Origin of the sequence: Enterobacter cloacae complex sp. 2024EL-00214, from assembly GCF_043945575.1 — a bacterium.
Taxonomy (GTDB): domain Bacteria; phylum Pseudomonadota; class Gammaproteobacteria; order Enterobacterales; family Enterobacteriaceae; genus Enterobacter; species Enterobacter cloacae_P.
This window is the reverse complement of sequence record NZ_JBIMRC010000009.1, coordinates 14,647-30,903: the sequence shown is the minus strand read 5'-3', so window position 1 is coordinate 30,903 and position 16,257 is coordinate 14,647. Positions and strand designations below refer to the sequence as shown.

Below are 16,257 nucleotides of genomic sequence, written 5' to 3'. Positions count from 1 at the left end.
GCACACAAAAACGCTAATGATAATTAGTATCAATCCAGTTTAAGCGTAAAAGTGTAAAATTTCTTTATCGCAGAGTTTAGAATGATAAAAAACTGATAATAAATCATCACTCAACAGAAGATTAGGAAAACCTTAAATCTGAAAAAGACGACTGATTAGCTGACGCCAGGGTTATTTCAGATTATTTAAGCAACAGACAGATAACCGGGAAGGCTGAAAGGATGACGTGACGATGAGCGAAGGTATTGAATGGCACGCCCTGTAGGATTCGAACCTACGACCTACGGCTTAGAAGGCCGTTGCTCTATCCAACTGAGCTAAGGGCGCACGGAGAAGAGTGAACTTCGTGGTGGTGAAACGCGTGGAATTATACGGTCAATGACAGCTGAGTCAATGCCTTTACCGTCTTCTCTTCCAATAACGACTAGCCGGTTGTAAATACGGCTGTTTTTTCAACATTTATGGGTATATCCCTCCCGTTTTACCGCTGCGAAAAGACTTAGCCGCATTTAAGTAACGCCTGCTGTTTTCCTGCGCGTCGCCCCGGCACACTGGTATGAGGTATCCCGGCCGCCTGGAGGCTGATCAACAACAGGATAATGGAGTGACAACGCAAAACCTGACGTATACGCCCCCCCGATTACAACGCATTTCTCAGGACATTATCGGCATTAAACTTGAACCCGTCGTCGCCCTCTCCTCTTCGCGCACCGTGGGTAACGAGGTGCTCAGCATATTGTCATCACATCAGCACAGTGAACATTATTTTCGCGATCAATCCGCTGACCAGGCAATGATGCTGCTCGAAGCGCAACTCGCCACGCTAAAAAACGCCTTACCCGGTAACAACCTTTTTATCAATCTGCCGATAACGGTATTAACCACGCCGGCAACGTTTCAGCGTTTACTACAGTTGCAAAGCCCGCCGCTGAACATTGAGATTGTCGACCCGGCGGGCTTTTTCTTGCTGTCTGAGGCGCTTCGCGCACGCGTCACCTGTCGCCTGCAGGAGCTGACGATGCAGGGTCACCGCATCTGGCTGGATGACGTAAATGAAGCATTGGTGAAATCATTTTTATCCTGTCACCTGCCGTTAACCGGGGTAAAAATCGATAAGATCGCGTTCTGGCGTTTACGAGCCACTCCGGCGCTATCGCAACTGGTCTCTCTCTGTTCGAAAATTGCCGAAAATGTCCTTATCGAAGGCATTGAGACAGACAGGGATCATGCCTGTGCCCTACAGGCAGGCGCGGGATTAGGTCAGGGATATTACTGGCCATCCTGGACATGGCCAGAAGAGTAAGCGGTCATCGCCGGGAGGGAAGCTATACGAATGACAGTGCGCCGTTACAGGCGGCGTCGTACAGGAAGTGATGCACTGGGATTTACGCACTCGGCATTTGCTCCCCCCTTCTTCGATCGCCTCGAATTTTTGAGCCAGTCTATCAACCAGACTCGCAAAACCGACGCCCCCTTTATCATTCTGGTCACACAGGATAATTTTCTTCGTTCGGGGTTCCTCAACGGGCAGTTTCCCCTTAGCAACTGCTGTGACTATGACACGCTGGAAGCGGCCCTCAGAGCTCTTAACCACTGGCCTTCAGCGCGGCTTGTCGTGGATATCGACAGCCGGGCTTCAACGCTTATTGACCTGCTGGATCGGCTAAGAAGACACAGCCTGTACCCGCCATTCCTCGCGCCCCATCTGTTAATTCGGGCTGATGATTATGACGCCCGACTTTTTTGTAAAGCTGCTGGCCCCTTTCATGTGCTGGAGCGCCAGCTTTCTCCACCGGCTATGCAGCAATACCTGCTGGAAACCTCATTTCTGCCGCGCAACAGAAAAGAGTGGTTCTCTCGCGATGAGTGGCCTGTTTTACAGGATCTGTCGCGCGGTAACTCGTTACGGCATATTGCACACCTGCACAACCGCCCTTATAACCGCATCATTTATCGCCTTAGTTGTATCCTGACGAAGCTTGGGCTAAATCATCGTCAGGAGCTGCTGCATCTTCTCAATAACCTTTCAGACATCACGTTTTAACGCCCTTACTAACCCATTAATTCCTAAACACCTTTAAGAAATCACTTACAAGATTTGTTATTTTTATGTTAAAAATTAACAATTAAGTCGAATTTAAAACTATTCCTAATTTATCCACTTCAATGAAGTGAAATGCTGATAAAACCGACACAGGCAGTGCTTTCATCCGTGTGATAAGGTTTAAGCAATAACGTTAAAAAGAAGATAACGATGTAAAAACAAGCAATTTGATTGCACGTGCAGGGAACCAGAAGCCCTCAATACAGCATATCCTGCTGTGTCAGGACAGATTTTTTAAGGTGATGCTCACAGGCTTTCAAATGAAGGTATCATGCCAGAATCGGGCGAATTCTTGCTGTGTAAACGGCGAAGAGACAGGTTATTTCCACACCCTTTTAGTTAACATTTGATCAACATATAGTGATATCTTTTATTTTTTGTTATTACATAAAGACGAATGTTTGCAGTAAATGGGATACCAGGGCATTTCCGCTAAAATTAAAATACCAGGCCTTAAGATCCAGCAGATAATATTCACAAATAAGCAGAAATTGATTTACAGGCTTTTCGGAGAAAGCTTAAACGGTATAATAAGGAGAGTTACAGACATGAATAAGAAAATTCATTTTGCGATCATCAGTAAAATGAGATAACCGCACTGCGGCATTGATTCCATCACTACGTTAACAAGGATGCTTTCGCTCTCTCCAGGGAAATACCACCGTATAAGGATCTGCACAATTATCCTTCCGGCTTTTCGAGAGTTTTAACAAAACTCAGCATAACGCTTTTAACAATCTGAGGCATAAAAAATGAAACCGGCATCCGTTATCATTATGGACGAACACCCTATTGTCAGAATGTCGATAGAAGTCCTGCTACAGAAAAATAAAAACATCGTCGTTAAACTCAAGTCTGGCGATAGTCACGAAGTGCTTGACTGCATACGTAACCATCCCATCGATCTGGTGATTCTCGACATCGAAATGACAGGAACAGATGGGTTCTCACTACTGAAGAGAATCAGGAACATCAACAAAGACATAAAGGTGCTTTTTTTGTCTTCTAAATCAGAGGCTTTTTATGCCGGACGCGCCATTCGCGCAGGCGCAAATGGGTTTGTCAGCAAACGAAAAGATTTAGGTGAGATCTACAATGCGGTTAATATGATACTTACCGGCTATTCATTCTTCCCTTCGGGAAGGTGCGAATAAGCAGGTCATTTCTTCCCAAGCTGACTCGCTGATTAAAATTTCGCGGATCTGGGCCGATTTTTTTCCCGCAAACACATCGAATCAGCCTATTTAGGCTATTTTTTCCACCATTTCTGGCGTTATTTCCGGTTTTTACTGAGATCTCTCCCACTGACGTATCATTTGGTCCACCCGAAACAGGTTGGCCAGGGTGAATAACATCGCCAGTTGGTTATCGTTTTTCAGCAGCCCCTTGTATCTGGCTTTCACGAAGCCGAACTGCCGCTTGATGATGCGAAACGGGTGCTCCACCCTGGCACGGATGCTGGCTTTCATGTATTCGATGTTGATGGCCGTTTTGTTCTTGCGCGGATGCTGCTTCAAGGTTTTTACCTTGCCGGGACGCTCGGCGATCAGCCAGTCCACATCCACCTCGGCCAGCTCCTCGCGCTGTGGCGCTCCTTGGTAGCCGGCATCGGCTGAGACAAATTGCTCCTCTCCATGAAGCAGATTACCCAGCTGATTGAGGTCATGCTCGTTGGCCGCGGTGGTGACTAGGCTGTGGGTCAGGCCACTCTTGGCATCGACACCAATGTGGGCCTTCATGCCAAAGTGCCACTGATTGCCTTTCTTGGTCTGATGCATCTCCGGATCGCGTTGCTGCTCTTTGTTCTTGGTAGAGCTGGGTGCCTCAATGATGGTGGCATCCACCAAAGTGCCTTGGGTCATCATGACGCCTGCTTCGGCCAGCCAGCGATTGATGGTCTTGAACAATTGACGGGCCAGTTGATGCTGCTCGAGCAGGTGGCGGAAATTCATGATGGTGGTGCGATCCGGCAGGGCGCTATCCAGGGATAATCGGGCAAACAGGCGCATGGAGGCGATTTCGTACAGGGCATCTTCCATGGCACCGTCGCTCAGGTTGTACCAATGCTGCATGCAGTGAATACGCAGCATGGTCTCCAGCGGATAGGGCCGTCGGCGGTAATGACTCCAACTTATTGATAGTGTTTTATGTTCAGATAATGCCCGATGACTTTGTCATGCAGCTCCACCGATTTTGAGAACGACAGCGACTTCCGTCCCAGCCGTGCCAGGTGCTGCCTCAGATTCAGGTTATGCCGCTCAATTCGCTGCGTATATCGCTTGCTGATTACGTGCAGCTTTCCCTTCAGGCGGGATTCATACAGCGGCCAGCCATCCGTCATCCATATCACCACGTCAAAGGGTGACAGCAGGCTCATAAGACGCCCCAGCGTCGCCATAGTGCGTTCACCGAATACGTGCGCAACAACCGTCTTCCGGAGACTGTCATACGCGTAAAACAGCCAGCGCTGGCGCGATTTAGCCCCGACATAGCCCCACTGTTCGTCCATTTCCGCGCAGACGATGACGTCACTGCCCGGCTGTATGCGCGAGGTTACCGACTGCGGCCTGAGTTTTTTAAGTGACGTAAAATCGTGTTGAGGCCAACGCCCATAATGCGGGCAGTTGCCCGGCATCCAACGCCATTCATGGCCATATCAATGATTTTCTGGTGCGTACCGGGTTGAGAAGCGGTGTAAGTGAACTGCAGTTGCCATGTTTTACGGCAGTGAGAGCAGAGATAGCGCTGATGTCCGGCGGTGCTTTTGCCGTTACGCACCACCCCGTCAGTAGCTGAACAGGAGGGACAGCTGATAGAAACAGAAGCCACTGGAGCACCTCAAAAACACCATCATACACTAAATCAGTAAGTTGGCAGCATCACCGAAAGGCCGCTATGAGAATGTCATCTCCGGAAACATGCAGTTGGGTGAAGCTCTCGGGATCAACGGAACGCCAGGGTTCATTATCATGAACATGCAAAAACCCGACGCTGCAACGACATCATTCATCCCGGGCGCTGTTGACGAGGCCACCCTGAAATATGCAATCCAGAAGGCTCGTGGTGGCTAAAGTTACTTTTGTTTCCGGAAATTATCGGTTAACAGCGACATGGATGTCAGGTTTTTATGAAAAGTAGCACGTTCCAGCGACTAGTATATCGTGGAGACAGCCTGGACTGATTCATCATGGAATCCTGCTGATCCCTTCGATAACCAGAAACAGTTCTTTGTTAAACCTGTCCATCACTTTCATCAGTGTTTCGCTGATGCGCCTGGTGGGCTGCTCATCAAACAGCGATGGCAGGTCTGATGCATCGGTTATTGAAGAGGGTATCACTACTGCCTTTACGATCCATTTCAACCCGATTGCATTTCGTAATATCCGCACATCACTTTCATAAAACTCGCAGGCGTGATGATTCCGTAAGCGGATAGCTGGTCACTGATTTTTGCACAATGCGTGTAGACGAATATGCATAGTTTTGGTTATCGAAACATAGGACCGCTGGTGGATGACCACACATCAGAGATGCTTCTGCTAAGAAGGGCCTACCACGAAAAACTCGGAAAATGTGTTGCAATGATAGTTGTTTATGTTAAAAAGACGGCCTGCACTTAAGTTAAATTCGTTGTCTGGTACTGTAATGCCCAAAAAAAACCTGTATTCGGAAGAAGTATTGTTTGCCAAAAAGCAGCTAAATCAGCTCTCTACAATCAAAAATAAAGTTTCACAGCTGACGAGGCAATGGGAGGGGGCAATTGGTACCAACCCACCTGACTATTCTGACTTGGTTAATGATGTAGAAAAAATAGAGCGTCAAATTTATGAGCAAATAGGTGCTTGGAAAAAAACTCCAGCAATATAGGATTGAGTGGAATTTCATTCTGATAAGCTAATAATATTAAAGACGGGGTTATGTATAATTTCTTTGTATGGTTATAAAGGTATACAGAACATAGCCTTCTAACAATTTAAAGTTGCTCGTAAATTAGTTTTAACTACCAATAATCACGTGCATCAGTATAGGTTTAGAGCATGAAGAATAGCCGGATTGCTCTATAACCTATGCCATTATTAAGATAGCAGGACACCGATTAAGATACCTCCATGAGAACTACAGTAAACCCTCTGTAAATGCGAGGTGGGTAATGACTCTAACTTATTGATAGTGTTTTATGTTCAGATAATGCCCGATGACTTTGTCATGCAGCTCCACCGATTTTGAGAACGACAGCGACTTCCGTCCCAGCCGTGCCAGGTGCTGCCTCAGATTCAGGTTATGCCGCTCAATTCGCTGCGTATATCGCTTGCTGATTACGTGCAGCTTTCCCTTCAGGCGGGATTCATACAGCGGCCAGCCATCCGTCATCCATATCACCACGTCAAAGGGTGACAGCAGGCTCATAAGACGCCCCAGCGTCGCCATAGTGCGTTCACCGAATACGTGCGCAACAACCGTCTTCCGGAGCCTGTCATACGCGTAAAACAGCCAGCGCTGGCGCGATTTAGCCCCGACATAGCCCCACTGTTCGTCCATTTCCGCGCAGACGATGACGTCACTGCCCGGCTGTATGCGCGAGGTTACCGACTGCGGCCTGAGTTTTTTAAGTGACGTAAAATCGTGTTGAGGCCAACGCCCATAATGCGGGCGGTTGCCCGGCATCCAACGCCATTCATGGCCATATCAATGATTTTCTGGTGCGTACCGGGTTGAGAAGCGGTGTAAGTGAACTGCAGTTGCCATGTTTTACGGCAGTGAGAGCAGAGATAGCGCTGATGTCCGGCGGTGCTTTTGCCGTTACGCACCACCCCGTCAGTAGCTGAACAGGAGGGACAGCTGATAGAAACAGAAGCCACTGGAGCACCTCAAAAACACCATCATACACTAAATCAGTAAGTTGGCAGCATCACCCCAGTTCCCATCATCTTCTGATGACTTTCCGCCATTTTTTTATGTGCATCTGCTGAACCATTGTTCATGGTTTCATGAACAATAATAGCCTGTTCATGCTGATCCATACCGGCCATCCGTGGAGCTGCCCCCTGGATGGCGGCTGGAGTTGAAGAAGACTGCATCTGATGGGCCGGAGCCTGAGCATTATTGACACGCTCATGGATATTTACAGTTTCAGTGGCCCAGGCCGTAGAAATTAAGCTCAAACCTAACACTGATGCTAAGACGATATTTTTCATGGTAACTCTCCATTTCTGAATTAGTGATGTCCGTGAATTTCGATCTGTGTCCTCAGTAGTACAACTGACAACTCTACAGACCTTATTCCGCCAGGATGAGGCTTTAATACAACTCCTGGCTTGTGCTGATGCCGTGTATGGATGAAGTAATAATGCCTTCCTGATAAGTTGCACTAATTATATCGAATGGCTTCTGTTTGCTGCATGACAGGCTAATGACATCTTTGTCATTTAAATCTTTATTCTCAGTACTGGGTTTCCGGAATCATTTTCTCCAGTCTGGGCACGGATAGGATAAAACGAGTTGAACGTACGTCCGATTCCACCTGCACTCTTCCGTGATGTGCTTCCACGATGGACTTCACAATCGCAAGGCCGATGCCGCTGCCTTCTCCTTTTCGTTGTCTGGACGGATCTACCCGATAAAAACGGTCAAACAGCCTTGATAAATGCTCTTCAGGGATTGGTTTCCCCGGATTTTCAATCACAAGGTCAAAAAAGCTCTCCTGCTCTCTTATTGAGACGGTGATGGCCTGTCCCTCCGGGGTATAACGCAGGGCATTGGATAACAGATTATTGATCGCCCTTCTGAACATTTGTGGATCTCCCTCAACCAGGCAGGGCATCCCGTTAAATTTGAGCGTGATATTGCGTTCTTCGGCCCAGGCTTCGAAAAACTCGAAGACTTTCATGACTTCCGCTCTGAGGTCAAACATGACCCTGTCAGGTATCAGCTGATTATTATCTGCCTGTGCCAGGAACAGCATATCGCTGACCATTTTGGTCATCCGGTTATACTCTTCAAGACTGGAATAGAGGACATCCTCAAGTTCCCTCTGTGTTCGATCCTGACTCAGTGCGATTTCAGTCTGCGTCACCAAATTGGTGATGGGCGTTCTGATCTCATGCGCGATATCGGCAGAGAAATTGGCCTGGCGGGTAAAGACATCCTCAATCTTTCCAATCATATGATTGAACGAGATAACCAGTTGCTCCAGCTCAATGGGAACGCGTGTCGGTTCCAGTCGCGCATCAAGATTCTCGGAGGTGATGTTTTTAATGGCATTGCTGACATTACGAAGGGGCAGGTGCCCCTGACGGACAGCGATTCGAATGATCAGAACAATCAACAGGCTTATCACGACGGCAATCGCAATCAGGTTCTTTTTCAGCGCATCGAGGTAATGGAGATGGAAATTAATGGATAGGCCAGTCAGCATGACATAGTTCTGCTGTTTGCCCTGAAATATCGCCTGACCAGAGGAGGCGATAATCCTGTATGTTTCCATCTTCATTTCGGACCCGGTATCCATCGGTCCCGCAGGATCCTCCACCGTCCAGAGAAAGACATCCCGTGCGCGGCTGTGCTCGCTAAAATCTGCTGAATTCACTGCCGGGCGTAGTGCCGCCCCCTGAGCTGAGCTAAAGAGCACTTCACCCCTGGGATTGAGGAGCAAAAGGGCAACGTTGCGGTAGCTGGCAATTGATTCCTTTATTTTGCTTATTTTTTTATCATCCGGATCCACCGGGGACTGCAGTATACGGTTCAGTGTGGTGCTGATTTGTTGAAGATCGCTGACATCCTGCTCGGCAAAATGATTTTCAACAGAATGCAGCATAAACCAGGTGAAGGCGATAAAAGCCAGTATCGTGGACAGGCTGATAAAAAAGGTCAGCCGCAGAGCGAGTGAGAAAGGGCGTCTGGAAGGTTTGCTATGCATCCGGGACCTCCAGCATGTAGCCCACGCCCCGGACTGTCTGGATCAGCTTTGTCTCGTAATCGTTGTCTATTTTAGCGCGGAGTCGCTTTACTGCGACATCGATCGCATTAGTGTCGCTGTCAAAATTCATGTCCCAGACCTGAGAGGCAATCAGGGAGCGGGGAAGAACCTCTCCCTGATGGCGAATGAAGAATTCCAGCAGGCTGAACTCTTTACTGGTGAGCACAATGCGGTTTCCGGCGCGACTGACTTTTCTGGATACGAGATCAATCGAGAGGTCAGCCACCTTAAACTGGCTTTCCGTGATCATCGTGTTTCCCCGCCTCAGAAGGGTTCTCACCCGGGCGAGCAGTTCGGCAAACGCAAAGGGTTTAACCAGATAATCGTCCGCACCCAGTTCCAGTCCTTTGACCCTGTGTTCGATCGTGCCGAGGGCTGTCAGCAGTAAGACCGGCATACCCTTTCCGGCAGTGCGCAGCATGCGGATGATATCCCAGCCGTTCACATCAGGTAGCATGATATCCAGAATGACTAAATCATACTCGGCTGTCATGGCGAGATGATATCCGGTAAGACCATTATCAGCGTGATCCACTACGAACCCTGCCTCTGTAAACCCTTTGCTGAGATATTCACCTGTTTTAATTTCGTCTTCGACGATCAATATTTTCATCTTGCTCCCCGGCTGGCTGCTAATGTCATTCTATTGCGCCCACGATCGTTATCAACGGATTACAGCAAAAATGACAACATTGTCATTATCCTGTCACCCGGCAAACAGAGAGCGTTAGGTAAAGTACCCCTATCAATACTCTGGACTTCGTTTGAACCATTTACCAGGTCTGCCTGTACGAGAAGCGTTATGTTCAAATTAAAATTACTCAGCATCAGTACCATATTCATCCTGGCTGGTTGTGTTTCTCTGGCACCTGAATATCAGCGTCCGCCAGCTCCGGTTCCCCAGCAGTTTTCATTGTCTAAAAACAGTCTGACGCCTGCGGTAAACAGCTATCAGGATACGGGCTGGCGAAACTTTTTTGTCGATCCCCAGGTCAGCAGGCTGATCGGTGAAGCCCTGAATAATAACCGTGATTTGAGAATGGCTGCCCTGAAGGTTGAAGAGGCCCGGGCCCAGTTCAACGTCACGGATGCAGATCGTTATCCCCAACTGAATGCCTCATCCGGGATCACATACAACGGTGGTCTGAAAGGTGACAAGCCGACCACACAGGAGTACGACGCGGGTCTGGAGCTCAGCTATGAGCTCGATTTTTTTGGCAAACTTAAGAACATGAGTGAGGCTGATCGCCAGAACTACTTTGCCAGCGAAGAAGCCCGTCGTGCCGTACACATCCTGCTGGTCTCCAACGTTTCACAGAGCTATTTCAGCCAGCAACTGGCGTACGAACAACTCCGTATTGCGCGGGAAACGCTGAAAAATTATGAACAGTCTTATGCATTCGTTGAGCAACAACTGGTGACCGGGAGTACGAACGTTCTGGCGCTTGAACAAGCCAGGGGGCAAATCGAAAGTACCCGCGCCGAAATAGCCAAACGAGAAGGCGATCTGGCTCAGGCAAACAATGCCCTGCAACTGGTGCTGGGAACGTACCGCGCAGTTCCGTCAGAAAAAGGGATTAAAGGTGGGGAGATCGCACCAGTAAAATTGCCACCAAATCTGTCGTCACAAATATTGCTGCAGCGTCCGGATATTATGGAAGCGGAATACCAGTTGAAAGCGGCTGATGCCAATATTGGCGCAGCGCGAGCGGCTTTTTTCCCGTCCATTACCCTGACCAGTGGTCTCTCCTCAAGCAGTACGGAGCTGTCCAGCCTCTTTACGTCAGGAAGTGGAATGTGGAATTTTATTCCTAAAATTGAAATTCCTATATTTAATGCTGGCAGGAACAAAGCCAATCTGAAGCTGGCTGAAATTCGCCAGCAACAGTCCGTGGTTAATTACGAACAAAAAATTCAGTCAGCCTTTAAGGATGTTTCCGACACGCTTGCGCTGCGCGACAGCCTTAGCCAGCAACTTGAGTCACAGCAGCGTTATCTTGATTCACTTCAGATAACTCTACAGCGTGCCAGAGGATTGTATGCAAGTGGTGCTGTCAGTTACATCGAAGTGCTGGATGCAGAACGTTCCCTCTTCGCGACGCAGCAAACCATTCTCGATCTTACCTATTCCCGACAGGTTAACGAAATTAATCTGTTTACCGCGCTGGGTGGCGGTTGGGTAGAGTAAATTTATTCAATTAATCAGGAAATTAAAATGCGTAATTCACTTAAAGCCGTTTTATTTGGTGCCTTCTCTGTCATGTTTTCTGCCGGTCTTCATGCTGAAACACATCAGCATGGCGATATGAATGCTGCCAGTGATGCTTCGGTACAGCAGGTTATCAAGGGCACCGGTATCGTTAAAGACATTGATATGAATAGTAAAAAAATCACCATTTCGCACGAAGCAATCCCGGCGGTGGGCTGGCCTGCAATGACCATGCGCTTCACTTTTGTTAATGCAGACGACGCTATCAATGCCCTGAAAACCGGCAACCATGTCGATTTCTCGTTTATTCAGCAGGGCAATATCTCCTTACTCAAAAGCATTAACGTTACGCAATCCTGATTAACAGTCCGGAGCGAATACATCCAGTGCGCCTGAACATTCATTATGGGATTACTGTGAATGAATGATCGTGCGCATATGCCAGGTTTTTTGATTTTTCAGCGAGAAATTGTATGGCTTCTTTAAAGATAAAATATGCTGCAATAATTATCAGCAGCCTCATAGCAGGGGGGCTGATATCGGTTACTGCCTGGCAGTATTTAAACTCATCACAAAAAACAGTACCAGCAGAACAAAAGGCACCGGAGAAAAAGGTACTTTTCTGGTATGACCCTATGAAACCGGATACCAAATTTGATAAACCCGGAAAATCGCCCTTTATGGATATGGACCTGGTGCCAAAATATGCTGATGACAGTGGCGATAAAAGCAGTGGCGGGATCCGTATCGACCCAACCCAGGTTCAGAATCTGGGATTAAAAACGCAAAAAGTCACGCGAGGAATGCTGAATTATTCTCAGACAATCCCGGCTAATGTCAGCTATAACGAGTATCAGTTTGTTATTGTGCAGGCGCGTTCTGACGGGTTTGTCGAAAAAGTCTACCCCATGACGATTGGCGATCATGTGAAGAAGGGGACGCCACTTATCGATATTACCATTCCGGACTGGGTGGAAGCACAGAGCGAATTCCTTCTGTTATCCAGCACCGGTGGTACTTCCACGCAAATTAAAGGCGTTCTGGAACGGCTTCGCCTGGCAGGTATGCCGGAAGAGGATATTCAGAGACTGCGTTCTACCCGGAGCATTCAGACCCGTTTTACCATTAAAGCACCTATTGATGGTGTCATTACTGCATTTGACCTGCGCACCGGCATGAATATTTCGAAAGATAAGGTGGTGGCTCAGATTCAGGGAATGGACCCGGTCTGGATCAGCGCTGCAGTGCCAGAATCTATCGCATATCTGCTGAAAGATACGTCGCAGTTTGAAATTTCGGTACCGGCTTATCCGGATAAAACATTCCATGTCGAAAAATGGAACATTCTTCCCAGCGTGGATCAGACAACCCGTACGCTTCAGGTCCGTCTCCAGGTTTCTAATAAGGATGAGTTTCTCAAGCCGGGCATGAATGCCTATCTGAAACTGAATACCAAGAGCCAGGAGATGCTGCTGATACCAAGCCAGGCCGTTATCGATACCGGCAAAGAACAGCGCGTGATTACTGTTGATGATGAAGGCAAGTTTGTGCCGAAACAGATCCACGTTCTGCATGAATCACAGCAACAGTCCGGCATCGGTTCCGGCCTGAATGAAGGCGATACCGTGGTGGTCAGTGGCCTGTTCCTCATTGACTCCGAAGCCAATATTACGGGCGCGCTGGAACGTATGCGCCACCCTGAAAAAACAGAAAGCAGTATGCCAGCAATGTCTGACCAGCCTGTAAATATGCATTCAGGGCACTGAGGAGACGACGATGATTGAATGGATTATCCGGCGCTCTGTCGCCAACCGTTTCCTGGTCATGATGGGGGCCCTGTTTCTCAGCATCTGGGGTACATGGACGATTATTAACACGCCGGTCGATGCCTTGCCTGACCTGTCAGATGTGCAGGTCATTATCAAAACCAGCTATCCCGGCCAGGCCCCGCAGATTGTAGAAAACCAGGTCACCTATCCACTTACCACCACCATGCTGTCCGTACCTGGCGCAAAAACCGTGCGTGGTTTTTCACAGTTCGGGGATTCGTATGTGTATGTCATTTTTGAAGACGGCACCGATCTGTACTGGGCCCGTTCCCGCGTGCTGGAATATCTGAATCAGGTTCAGGGAAAACTGCCTGCCGGTGTGAGTTCTGAAATCGGTCCTGATGCCACGGGTGTGGGCTGGATTTTTGAATATGCCCTTGTCGATCGCAACGGAAAACACGACCTTTCAGAACTGCGCTCTCTGCAGGACTGGTTCCTGAAATTTGAGCTGAAAACCATCCCGAACGTGGCTGAGGTCGCTTCGGTTGGCGGCGTGGTGAAACAGTACCAGATTCAGGTCAATCCGGTAAAACTGTCCCAGTACGGTATCAGCCTGCCCGAAGTGAAACAGGCACTTGAATCGTCTAACCAGGAGGCCGGTGGCTCATCCGTTGAAATGGCCGAAGCGGAGTATATGGTCCGTGCCAGCGGTTATCTTCAGAGCATTGATGATTTTAATAACATCGTCCTGAAAACAGGTGAGAACGGCGTGCCGGTTTATCTGCGGGATGTTGCCCGCGTGCAGACCGGGCCCGAAATGAGGCGTGGTATTGCCGAGCTGAACGGCCAGGGAGAAGTCGCTGGCGGCGTGGTGATCCTGCGGTCGGGTAAAAATGCGCGCGACGTTATCACGGCAGTGAGGGATAAACTGGAGACGCTGAAGGCCAGCCTGCCGGAAGGCGTTGAAATCGTGACCACCTACGATCGCAGCCAGTTAATCGACCGGGCGATTGATAACCTCAGTTCCAAACTTCTGGAAGAGTTTATCGTGGTGGCCATCGTCTGTGCTCTGTTCCTGTGGCACGTACGTTCTGCCCTGGTGGCGATTATCTCTCTGCCGCTTGGCCTGTGTATCGCCTTTATCGTCATGCACTTCCAGGGACTGAACGCCAATATCATGTCGCTGGGAGGGATAGCGATTGCCGTCGGTGCGATGGTGGATGCCGCCATTGTGATGATTGAAAATGCGCACAAACGGCTTGAGGAGTGGGATCATCAGCATCCGGGTGAGCAGATTGACAACGCCACCCGCTGGAAGGTGATTACCGACGCCTCCGTGGAAGTGGGACCCGCGTTGTTCATTAGCCTGCTGATCATCACCCTGTCCTTTATTCCTATCTTTACCCTGGAAGGGCAGGAAGGTCGTCTGTTTGGCCCGCTGGCATTCACGAAAACGTACTCCATGGCGGGAGCGGCCGCACTGGCCATCATCGTCATTCCTATTCTGATGGGATTCTGGATCCGGGGGAAAATTCCTGCCGAGACAAGTAACCCCCTGAACCGGGTGCTGATCAAAGCGTATCATCCTTTGCTGCTGCGGGTCCTCCACTGGCCAAAAACAACCCTGCTGGTTGCGGCCTTGTCCATTTTCACGGTTATCTGGCCACTGAGTCAGGTGGGCGGTGAATTTCTGCCGAAGATTAACGAGGGCGATCTGCTGTATATGCCGTCGACCTTGCCTGGCGTCTCTCCGGCAGAAGCTGCAGCGCTCCTGCAGACAACAGACAAGTTAATCAAAAGCGTTCCTGAAGTGGCTTCTGTATTTGGCAAGACCGGTAAAGCAGAGACCGCAACGGATTCCGCGCCGCTCGAAATGGTGGAAACCACGATCCAGCTCAAACCTGAGGATCAGTGGCGTCCCGGCATGACAATTGACAAGATTATTGATGAACTCGACAGGACAGTCCGTTTACCGGGTCTGGCAAACCTCTGGGTGCCGCCTATCCGTAACCGTATTGATATGCTCTCAACCGGGATCAAAAGCCCGATAGGTATCAAAGTGTCCGGGACTGTTCTGTCCGATATCGACGCGACGGCGCAGAGTATCGAGGCGGTAGCCAAAACCGTGCCTGGCGTGGTGTCTGTCCTGGCTGAGCGACTTGAGGGCGGGCGCTACATCGATATCGATATCAACCGGGAGAAAGCCTCCCGCTACGGGATGACGGTAGGTGATGTCCAGCTGTTCGTCTCTTCAGCAATCGGAGGTGCTATGGTGGGTGAGACGGTTGAAGGGGTGGCCCGGTACCCTATTAACATTCGCTACCCGCAGGATTACCGGAACAGTCCGCAGGCGCTGAAACAGATGCCGATCCTGACCCCGATGAAGCAGCAGATCACGCTGGGCGATGTCGCGGATATTAACGTCGTTTCTGGACCAACCATGCTGAAAACCGAAAATGCCCGGCCAGCCAGCTGGATTTATGTTGATGCCCGCGGCAGGGACATGGTGTCGGTGGTTAACGACATTAAGACGGCCATCAGCGAGAAAGTGAAACTGAGACCGGGAACCAGTGTGGCATTCTCCGGACAGTTTGAACTGCTTGAGCATGCCAACAAGAAACTGAAGCTGATGGTGCCGATGACGGTGATGATCATTTTCATCCTGTTGTATCTGGCATTCCGCCGGGTTGACGAAGCCCTGCTGATCCTGATGAGCCTGCCGTTCGCCCTGGTTGGCGGAATATGGTTCCTGTACTGGCAGGGCTTCCATATGTCAGTGGCGACCGGAACCGGGTTTATCGCCCTGGCCGGGGTGGCAGCAGAGTTTGGCGTGGTCATGCTGATGTATCTGCGTCATGCCATTGAAGCGCACCCGGAATTGTCCCGTAAAGAGACGTTCACACCGGAAGGTCTTGATGAAGCCCTCTATCATGGTGCCGTACTGCGTGTCCGGCCGAAAGCCATGACCGTGGCGGTGATCATTGCGGGTCTGCTGCCAATACTCTGGGGAACCGGCGCAGGTTCAGAAGTCATGAGCCGTATTGCTGCGCCAATGATTGGTGGGATGATCACGGCTCCGCTGCTGTCCCTGTTCATTATTCCTGCCGCCTACAAATTAATCTGGCTGCGCAGACATAAAAAAAGCGTGTCATAACCCTGAAAGGGCGCCCCCAGTGGGCGTCCTTCTGCACTGATTCAC

Annotated in this window: 14 protein-coding genes, 1 tRNA gene and 3 pseudogenes; 9 read left to right on the top strand and 9 right to left on the bottom strand. The window is 49.5% G+C overall.

Translation table 11 applies throughout. The features are described 5' to 3' along the window. Positions 1 to 250: 250 nt before the first annotated feature. A tRNA-Arg gene (locus ACHHZ6_RS11960) sits at positions 251 to 327 on the bottom strand. Between the two features lie 277 nt (positions 328 to 604). Here ACHHZ6_RS11960 and ACHHZ6_RS11955 point away from each other — a divergent pair. The 3 genes and pseudogenes from ACHHZ6_RS11955 to ACHHZ6_RS11945 form a co-directional block, all read left to right on the top strand. Next, on the top strand, positions 605 to 1,303 hold the full coding sequence (locus tag ACHHZ6_RS11955) for an EAL domain-containing protein (protein ID WP_249421814.1): 699 nt from the start codon (positions 605 to 607) through the stop codon (positions 1,301 to 1,303). Between the two features lie 24 nt (positions 1,304 to 1,327). Then, positions 1,328 to 2,044: a DNA-binding response regulator gene (locus ACHHZ6_RS11950; RefSeq protein WP_395122290.1), complete on the top strand. Its 717-nt coding sequence runs from the start codon at positions 1,328 to 1,330 to the stop codon at positions 2,042 to 2,044. An 812-nt stretch (positions 2,045 to 2,856) separates the two neighbouring features. Then, positions 2,857 to 3,243: pseudogene (locus ACHHZ6_RS11945) on the top strand (response regulator); the annotation flags it as partial. On the opposite strand, the gene ACHHZ6_RS11940 reads toward ACHHZ6_RS11945, so the two are convergent. The 3 genes and pseudogenes from ACHHZ6_RS11940 to ACHHZ6_RS11930 all read right to left on the bottom strand — a co-directional run bounded on the left by ACHHZ6_RS11940 (position 3,218) and on the right by ACHHZ6_RS11930 (position 4,933). Beyond that, a complete protein-coding gene (locus tag ACHHZ6_RS11940; protein ID WP_395122259.1) occupies positions 3,218 to 3,409 on the bottom strand; it encodes a hypothetical protein in 192 nt (63 codons plus the stop codon). The pseudogene ACHHZ6_RS11945 and the gene ACHHZ6_RS11940 overlap by 26 nt on opposite strands. Then, positions 3,391 to 4,218: pseudogene (locus ACHHZ6_RS11935) on the bottom strand (IS5-like element ISKpn26 family transposase); the annotation flags it as partial. The gene ACHHZ6_RS11940 and the pseudogene ACHHZ6_RS11935, both read right to left, overlap by 19 nt. Positions 4,219 to 4,235: 17 nt before the next feature. Continuing rightward, a protein-coding gene (locus tag ACHHZ6_RS11930) for an IS1-like element IS1A family transposase (protein WP_094096600.1) occupies positions 4,236 to 4,933 on the bottom strand; the annotation gives its coding sequence in 2 pieces (ribosomal slippage) (positions 4,236 to 4,684 and positions 4,684 to 4,933; 699 coding nt in all). Between the two features lie 41 nt (positions 4,934 to 4,974). Between ACHHZ6_RS11930 and ACHHZ6_RS11925 the strand changes: the two genes are divergently transcribed. Next, positions 4,975 to 5,175, top strand: coding sequence for a DsbA family protein (locus tag ACHHZ6_RS11925; RefSeq protein ID WP_395122258.1), 201 nt, complete (start codon positions 4,975 to 4,977; stop codon positions 5,173 to 5,175). Between the two features lie 46 nt (positions 5,176 to 5,221). Here ACHHZ6_RS11925 and ACHHZ6_RS11920 read toward each other — a convergent pair whose 3' ends face one another. Beyond that, positions 5,222 to 5,290: a DUF4113 domain-containing protein gene (locus ACHHZ6_RS11920; RefSeq protein WP_228636870.1), complete on the bottom strand. Its 69-nt coding sequence runs from the start codon at positions 5,288 to 5,290 to the stop codon at positions 5,222 to 5,224. 459 nt (positions 5,291 to 5,749) lie between these two features. Between ACHHZ6_RS11920 and ACHHZ6_RS11915 the strand changes: the two genes are divergently transcribed. Next, complete coding sequence (locus ACHHZ6_RS11915; RefSeq protein WP_001124949.1) at positions 5,750 to 5,971, top strand: hypothetical protein; 222 nt, start codon at positions 5,750 to 5,752, stop codon at positions 5,969 to 5,971. Between the two features lie 294 nt (positions 5,972 to 6,265). Here ACHHZ6_RS11915 and ACHHZ6_RS11910 read toward each other — a convergent pair. The 4 genes and pseudogenes from ACHHZ6_RS11910 to silR all read right to left on the bottom strand — a co-directional run bounded on the left by ACHHZ6_RS11910 (position 6,266) and on the right by silR (position 9,693). After that, positions 6,266 to 6,963 (bottom strand): IS1-like element IS1A family transposase gene (locus ACHHZ6_RS11910; protein WP_103215986.1). Its coding sequence is split into 2 segments (ribosomal slippage): positions 6,266 to 6,714 and positions 6,714 to 6,963, totalling 699 coding nucleotides; the frame shifts between segments, so codons are not numbered across the junction. 39 nt (positions 6,964 to 7,002) lie between these two features. Next, positions 7,003 to 7,299, bottom strand: a pseudogene (locus ACHHZ6_RS11905) (copper-binding protein); the annotation flags it as partial. Between the two features lie 245 nt (positions 7,300 to 7,544). Next, on the bottom strand, positions 7,545 to 9,020 hold the full coding sequence (gene silS / locus ACHHZ6_RS11900; protein ID WP_007374412.1) for a copper/silver sensor histidine kinase SilS: 1,476 nt from the start codon (positions 9,018 to 9,020) through the stop codon (positions 7,545 to 7,547). Next, the gene (silR, locus tag ACHHZ6_RS11895; protein WP_032951211.1) at positions 9,013 to 9,693 is read right to left on the bottom strand and encodes a copper/silver response regulator transcription factor SilR; all 681 of its coding nucleotides are present in this window, start codon (positions 9,691 to 9,693) and stop codon (positions 9,013 to 9,015) included. Before silR ends, silS begins: the two co-directional genes overlap by 8 nt. Before the next feature lie 189 nt (positions 9,694 to 9,882). Here silR and silC point away from each other — a divergent pair, with 189 nt between their 5' ends. The 4 genes from silC to silA all read left to right on the top strand — a co-directional run bounded on the left by silC (position 9,883) and on the right by silA (position 16,212). Next, the gene (gene silC / locus ACHHZ6_RS11890) at positions 9,883 to 11,268 is read left to right on the top strand and encodes a Cu(+)/Ag(+) efflux RND transporter outer membrane channel SilC (RefSeq protein ID WP_001507116.1); all 1,386 of its coding nucleotides are present in this window, start codon (positions 9,883 to 9,885) and stop codon (positions 11,266 to 11,268) included. Between the two features lie 27 nt (positions 11,269 to 11,295). Then, positions 11,296 to 11,649 (top strand): Cu(+)/Ag(+) efflux RND transporter periplasmic metallochaperone SilF, encoded by a 354-nt coding sequence (locus tag ACHHZ6_RS11885; protein ID WP_001246152.1) that lies wholly within the window; start codon positions 11,296 to 11,298, stop codon positions 11,647 to 11,649. Positions 11,650 to 11,762: 113 nt separating this feature from the next. Continuing rightward, entirely contained in the window at positions 11,763 to 13,055 is a 1,293-nt protein-coding gene (gene silB, locus ACHHZ6_RS11880; protein ID WP_024562062.1) for a Cu(+)/Ag(+) efflux RND transporter periplasmic adaptor subunit SilB, read from the top strand. 10 nt (positions 13,056 to 13,065) lie between these two features. After that, the gene (gene silA, locus ACHHZ6_RS11875; protein WP_000574021.1) at positions 13,066 to 16,212 is read left to right on the top strand and encodes a Cu(+)/Ag(+) efflux RND transporter permease subunit SilA; all 3,147 of its coding nucleotides are present in this window, start codon (positions 13,066 to 13,068) and stop codon (positions 16,210 to 16,212) included. Positions 16,213 to 16,257: the final 45 nt, after the last annotated feature.

Bases quoted from the DNA above. Each gene is read 5' to 3' on its own strand.
- silS (WP_007374412.1), bottom strand. From the start codon at position 9,020: ATGCATAGCAAACCTTCCAGACGCCCTTTCTCACTCGCTCTGCGGCTG.
- silB (WP_024562062.1), top strand. From the start codon at position 11,763: ATGGCTTCTTTAAAGATAAAATATGCTGCAATAATTATCAGCAGCCTC.
- silR (WP_032951211.1), bottom strand. From the start codon at position 9,693: ATGAAAATATTGATCGTCGAAGACGAAATTAAAACAGGTGAATATCTC.
- ACHHZ6_RS11885 (WP_001246152.1), top strand. From the start codon at position 11,296: ATGCGTAATTCACTTAAAGCCGTTTTATTTGGTGCCTTCTCTGTCATG.
- ACHHZ6_RS11915 (WP_001124949.1), top strand. From the start codon at position 5,750: ATGCCCAAAAAAAACCTGTATTCGGAAGAAGTATTGTTTGCCAAAAAG.
- silC (WP_001507116.1), top strand. From the start codon at position 9,883: ATGTTCAAATTAAAATTACTCAGCATCAGTACCATATTCATCCTGGCT.
- silA (WP_000574021.1), top strand. From the start codon at position 13,066: ATGATTGAATGGATTATCCGGCGCTCTGTCGCCAACCGTTTCCTGGTC.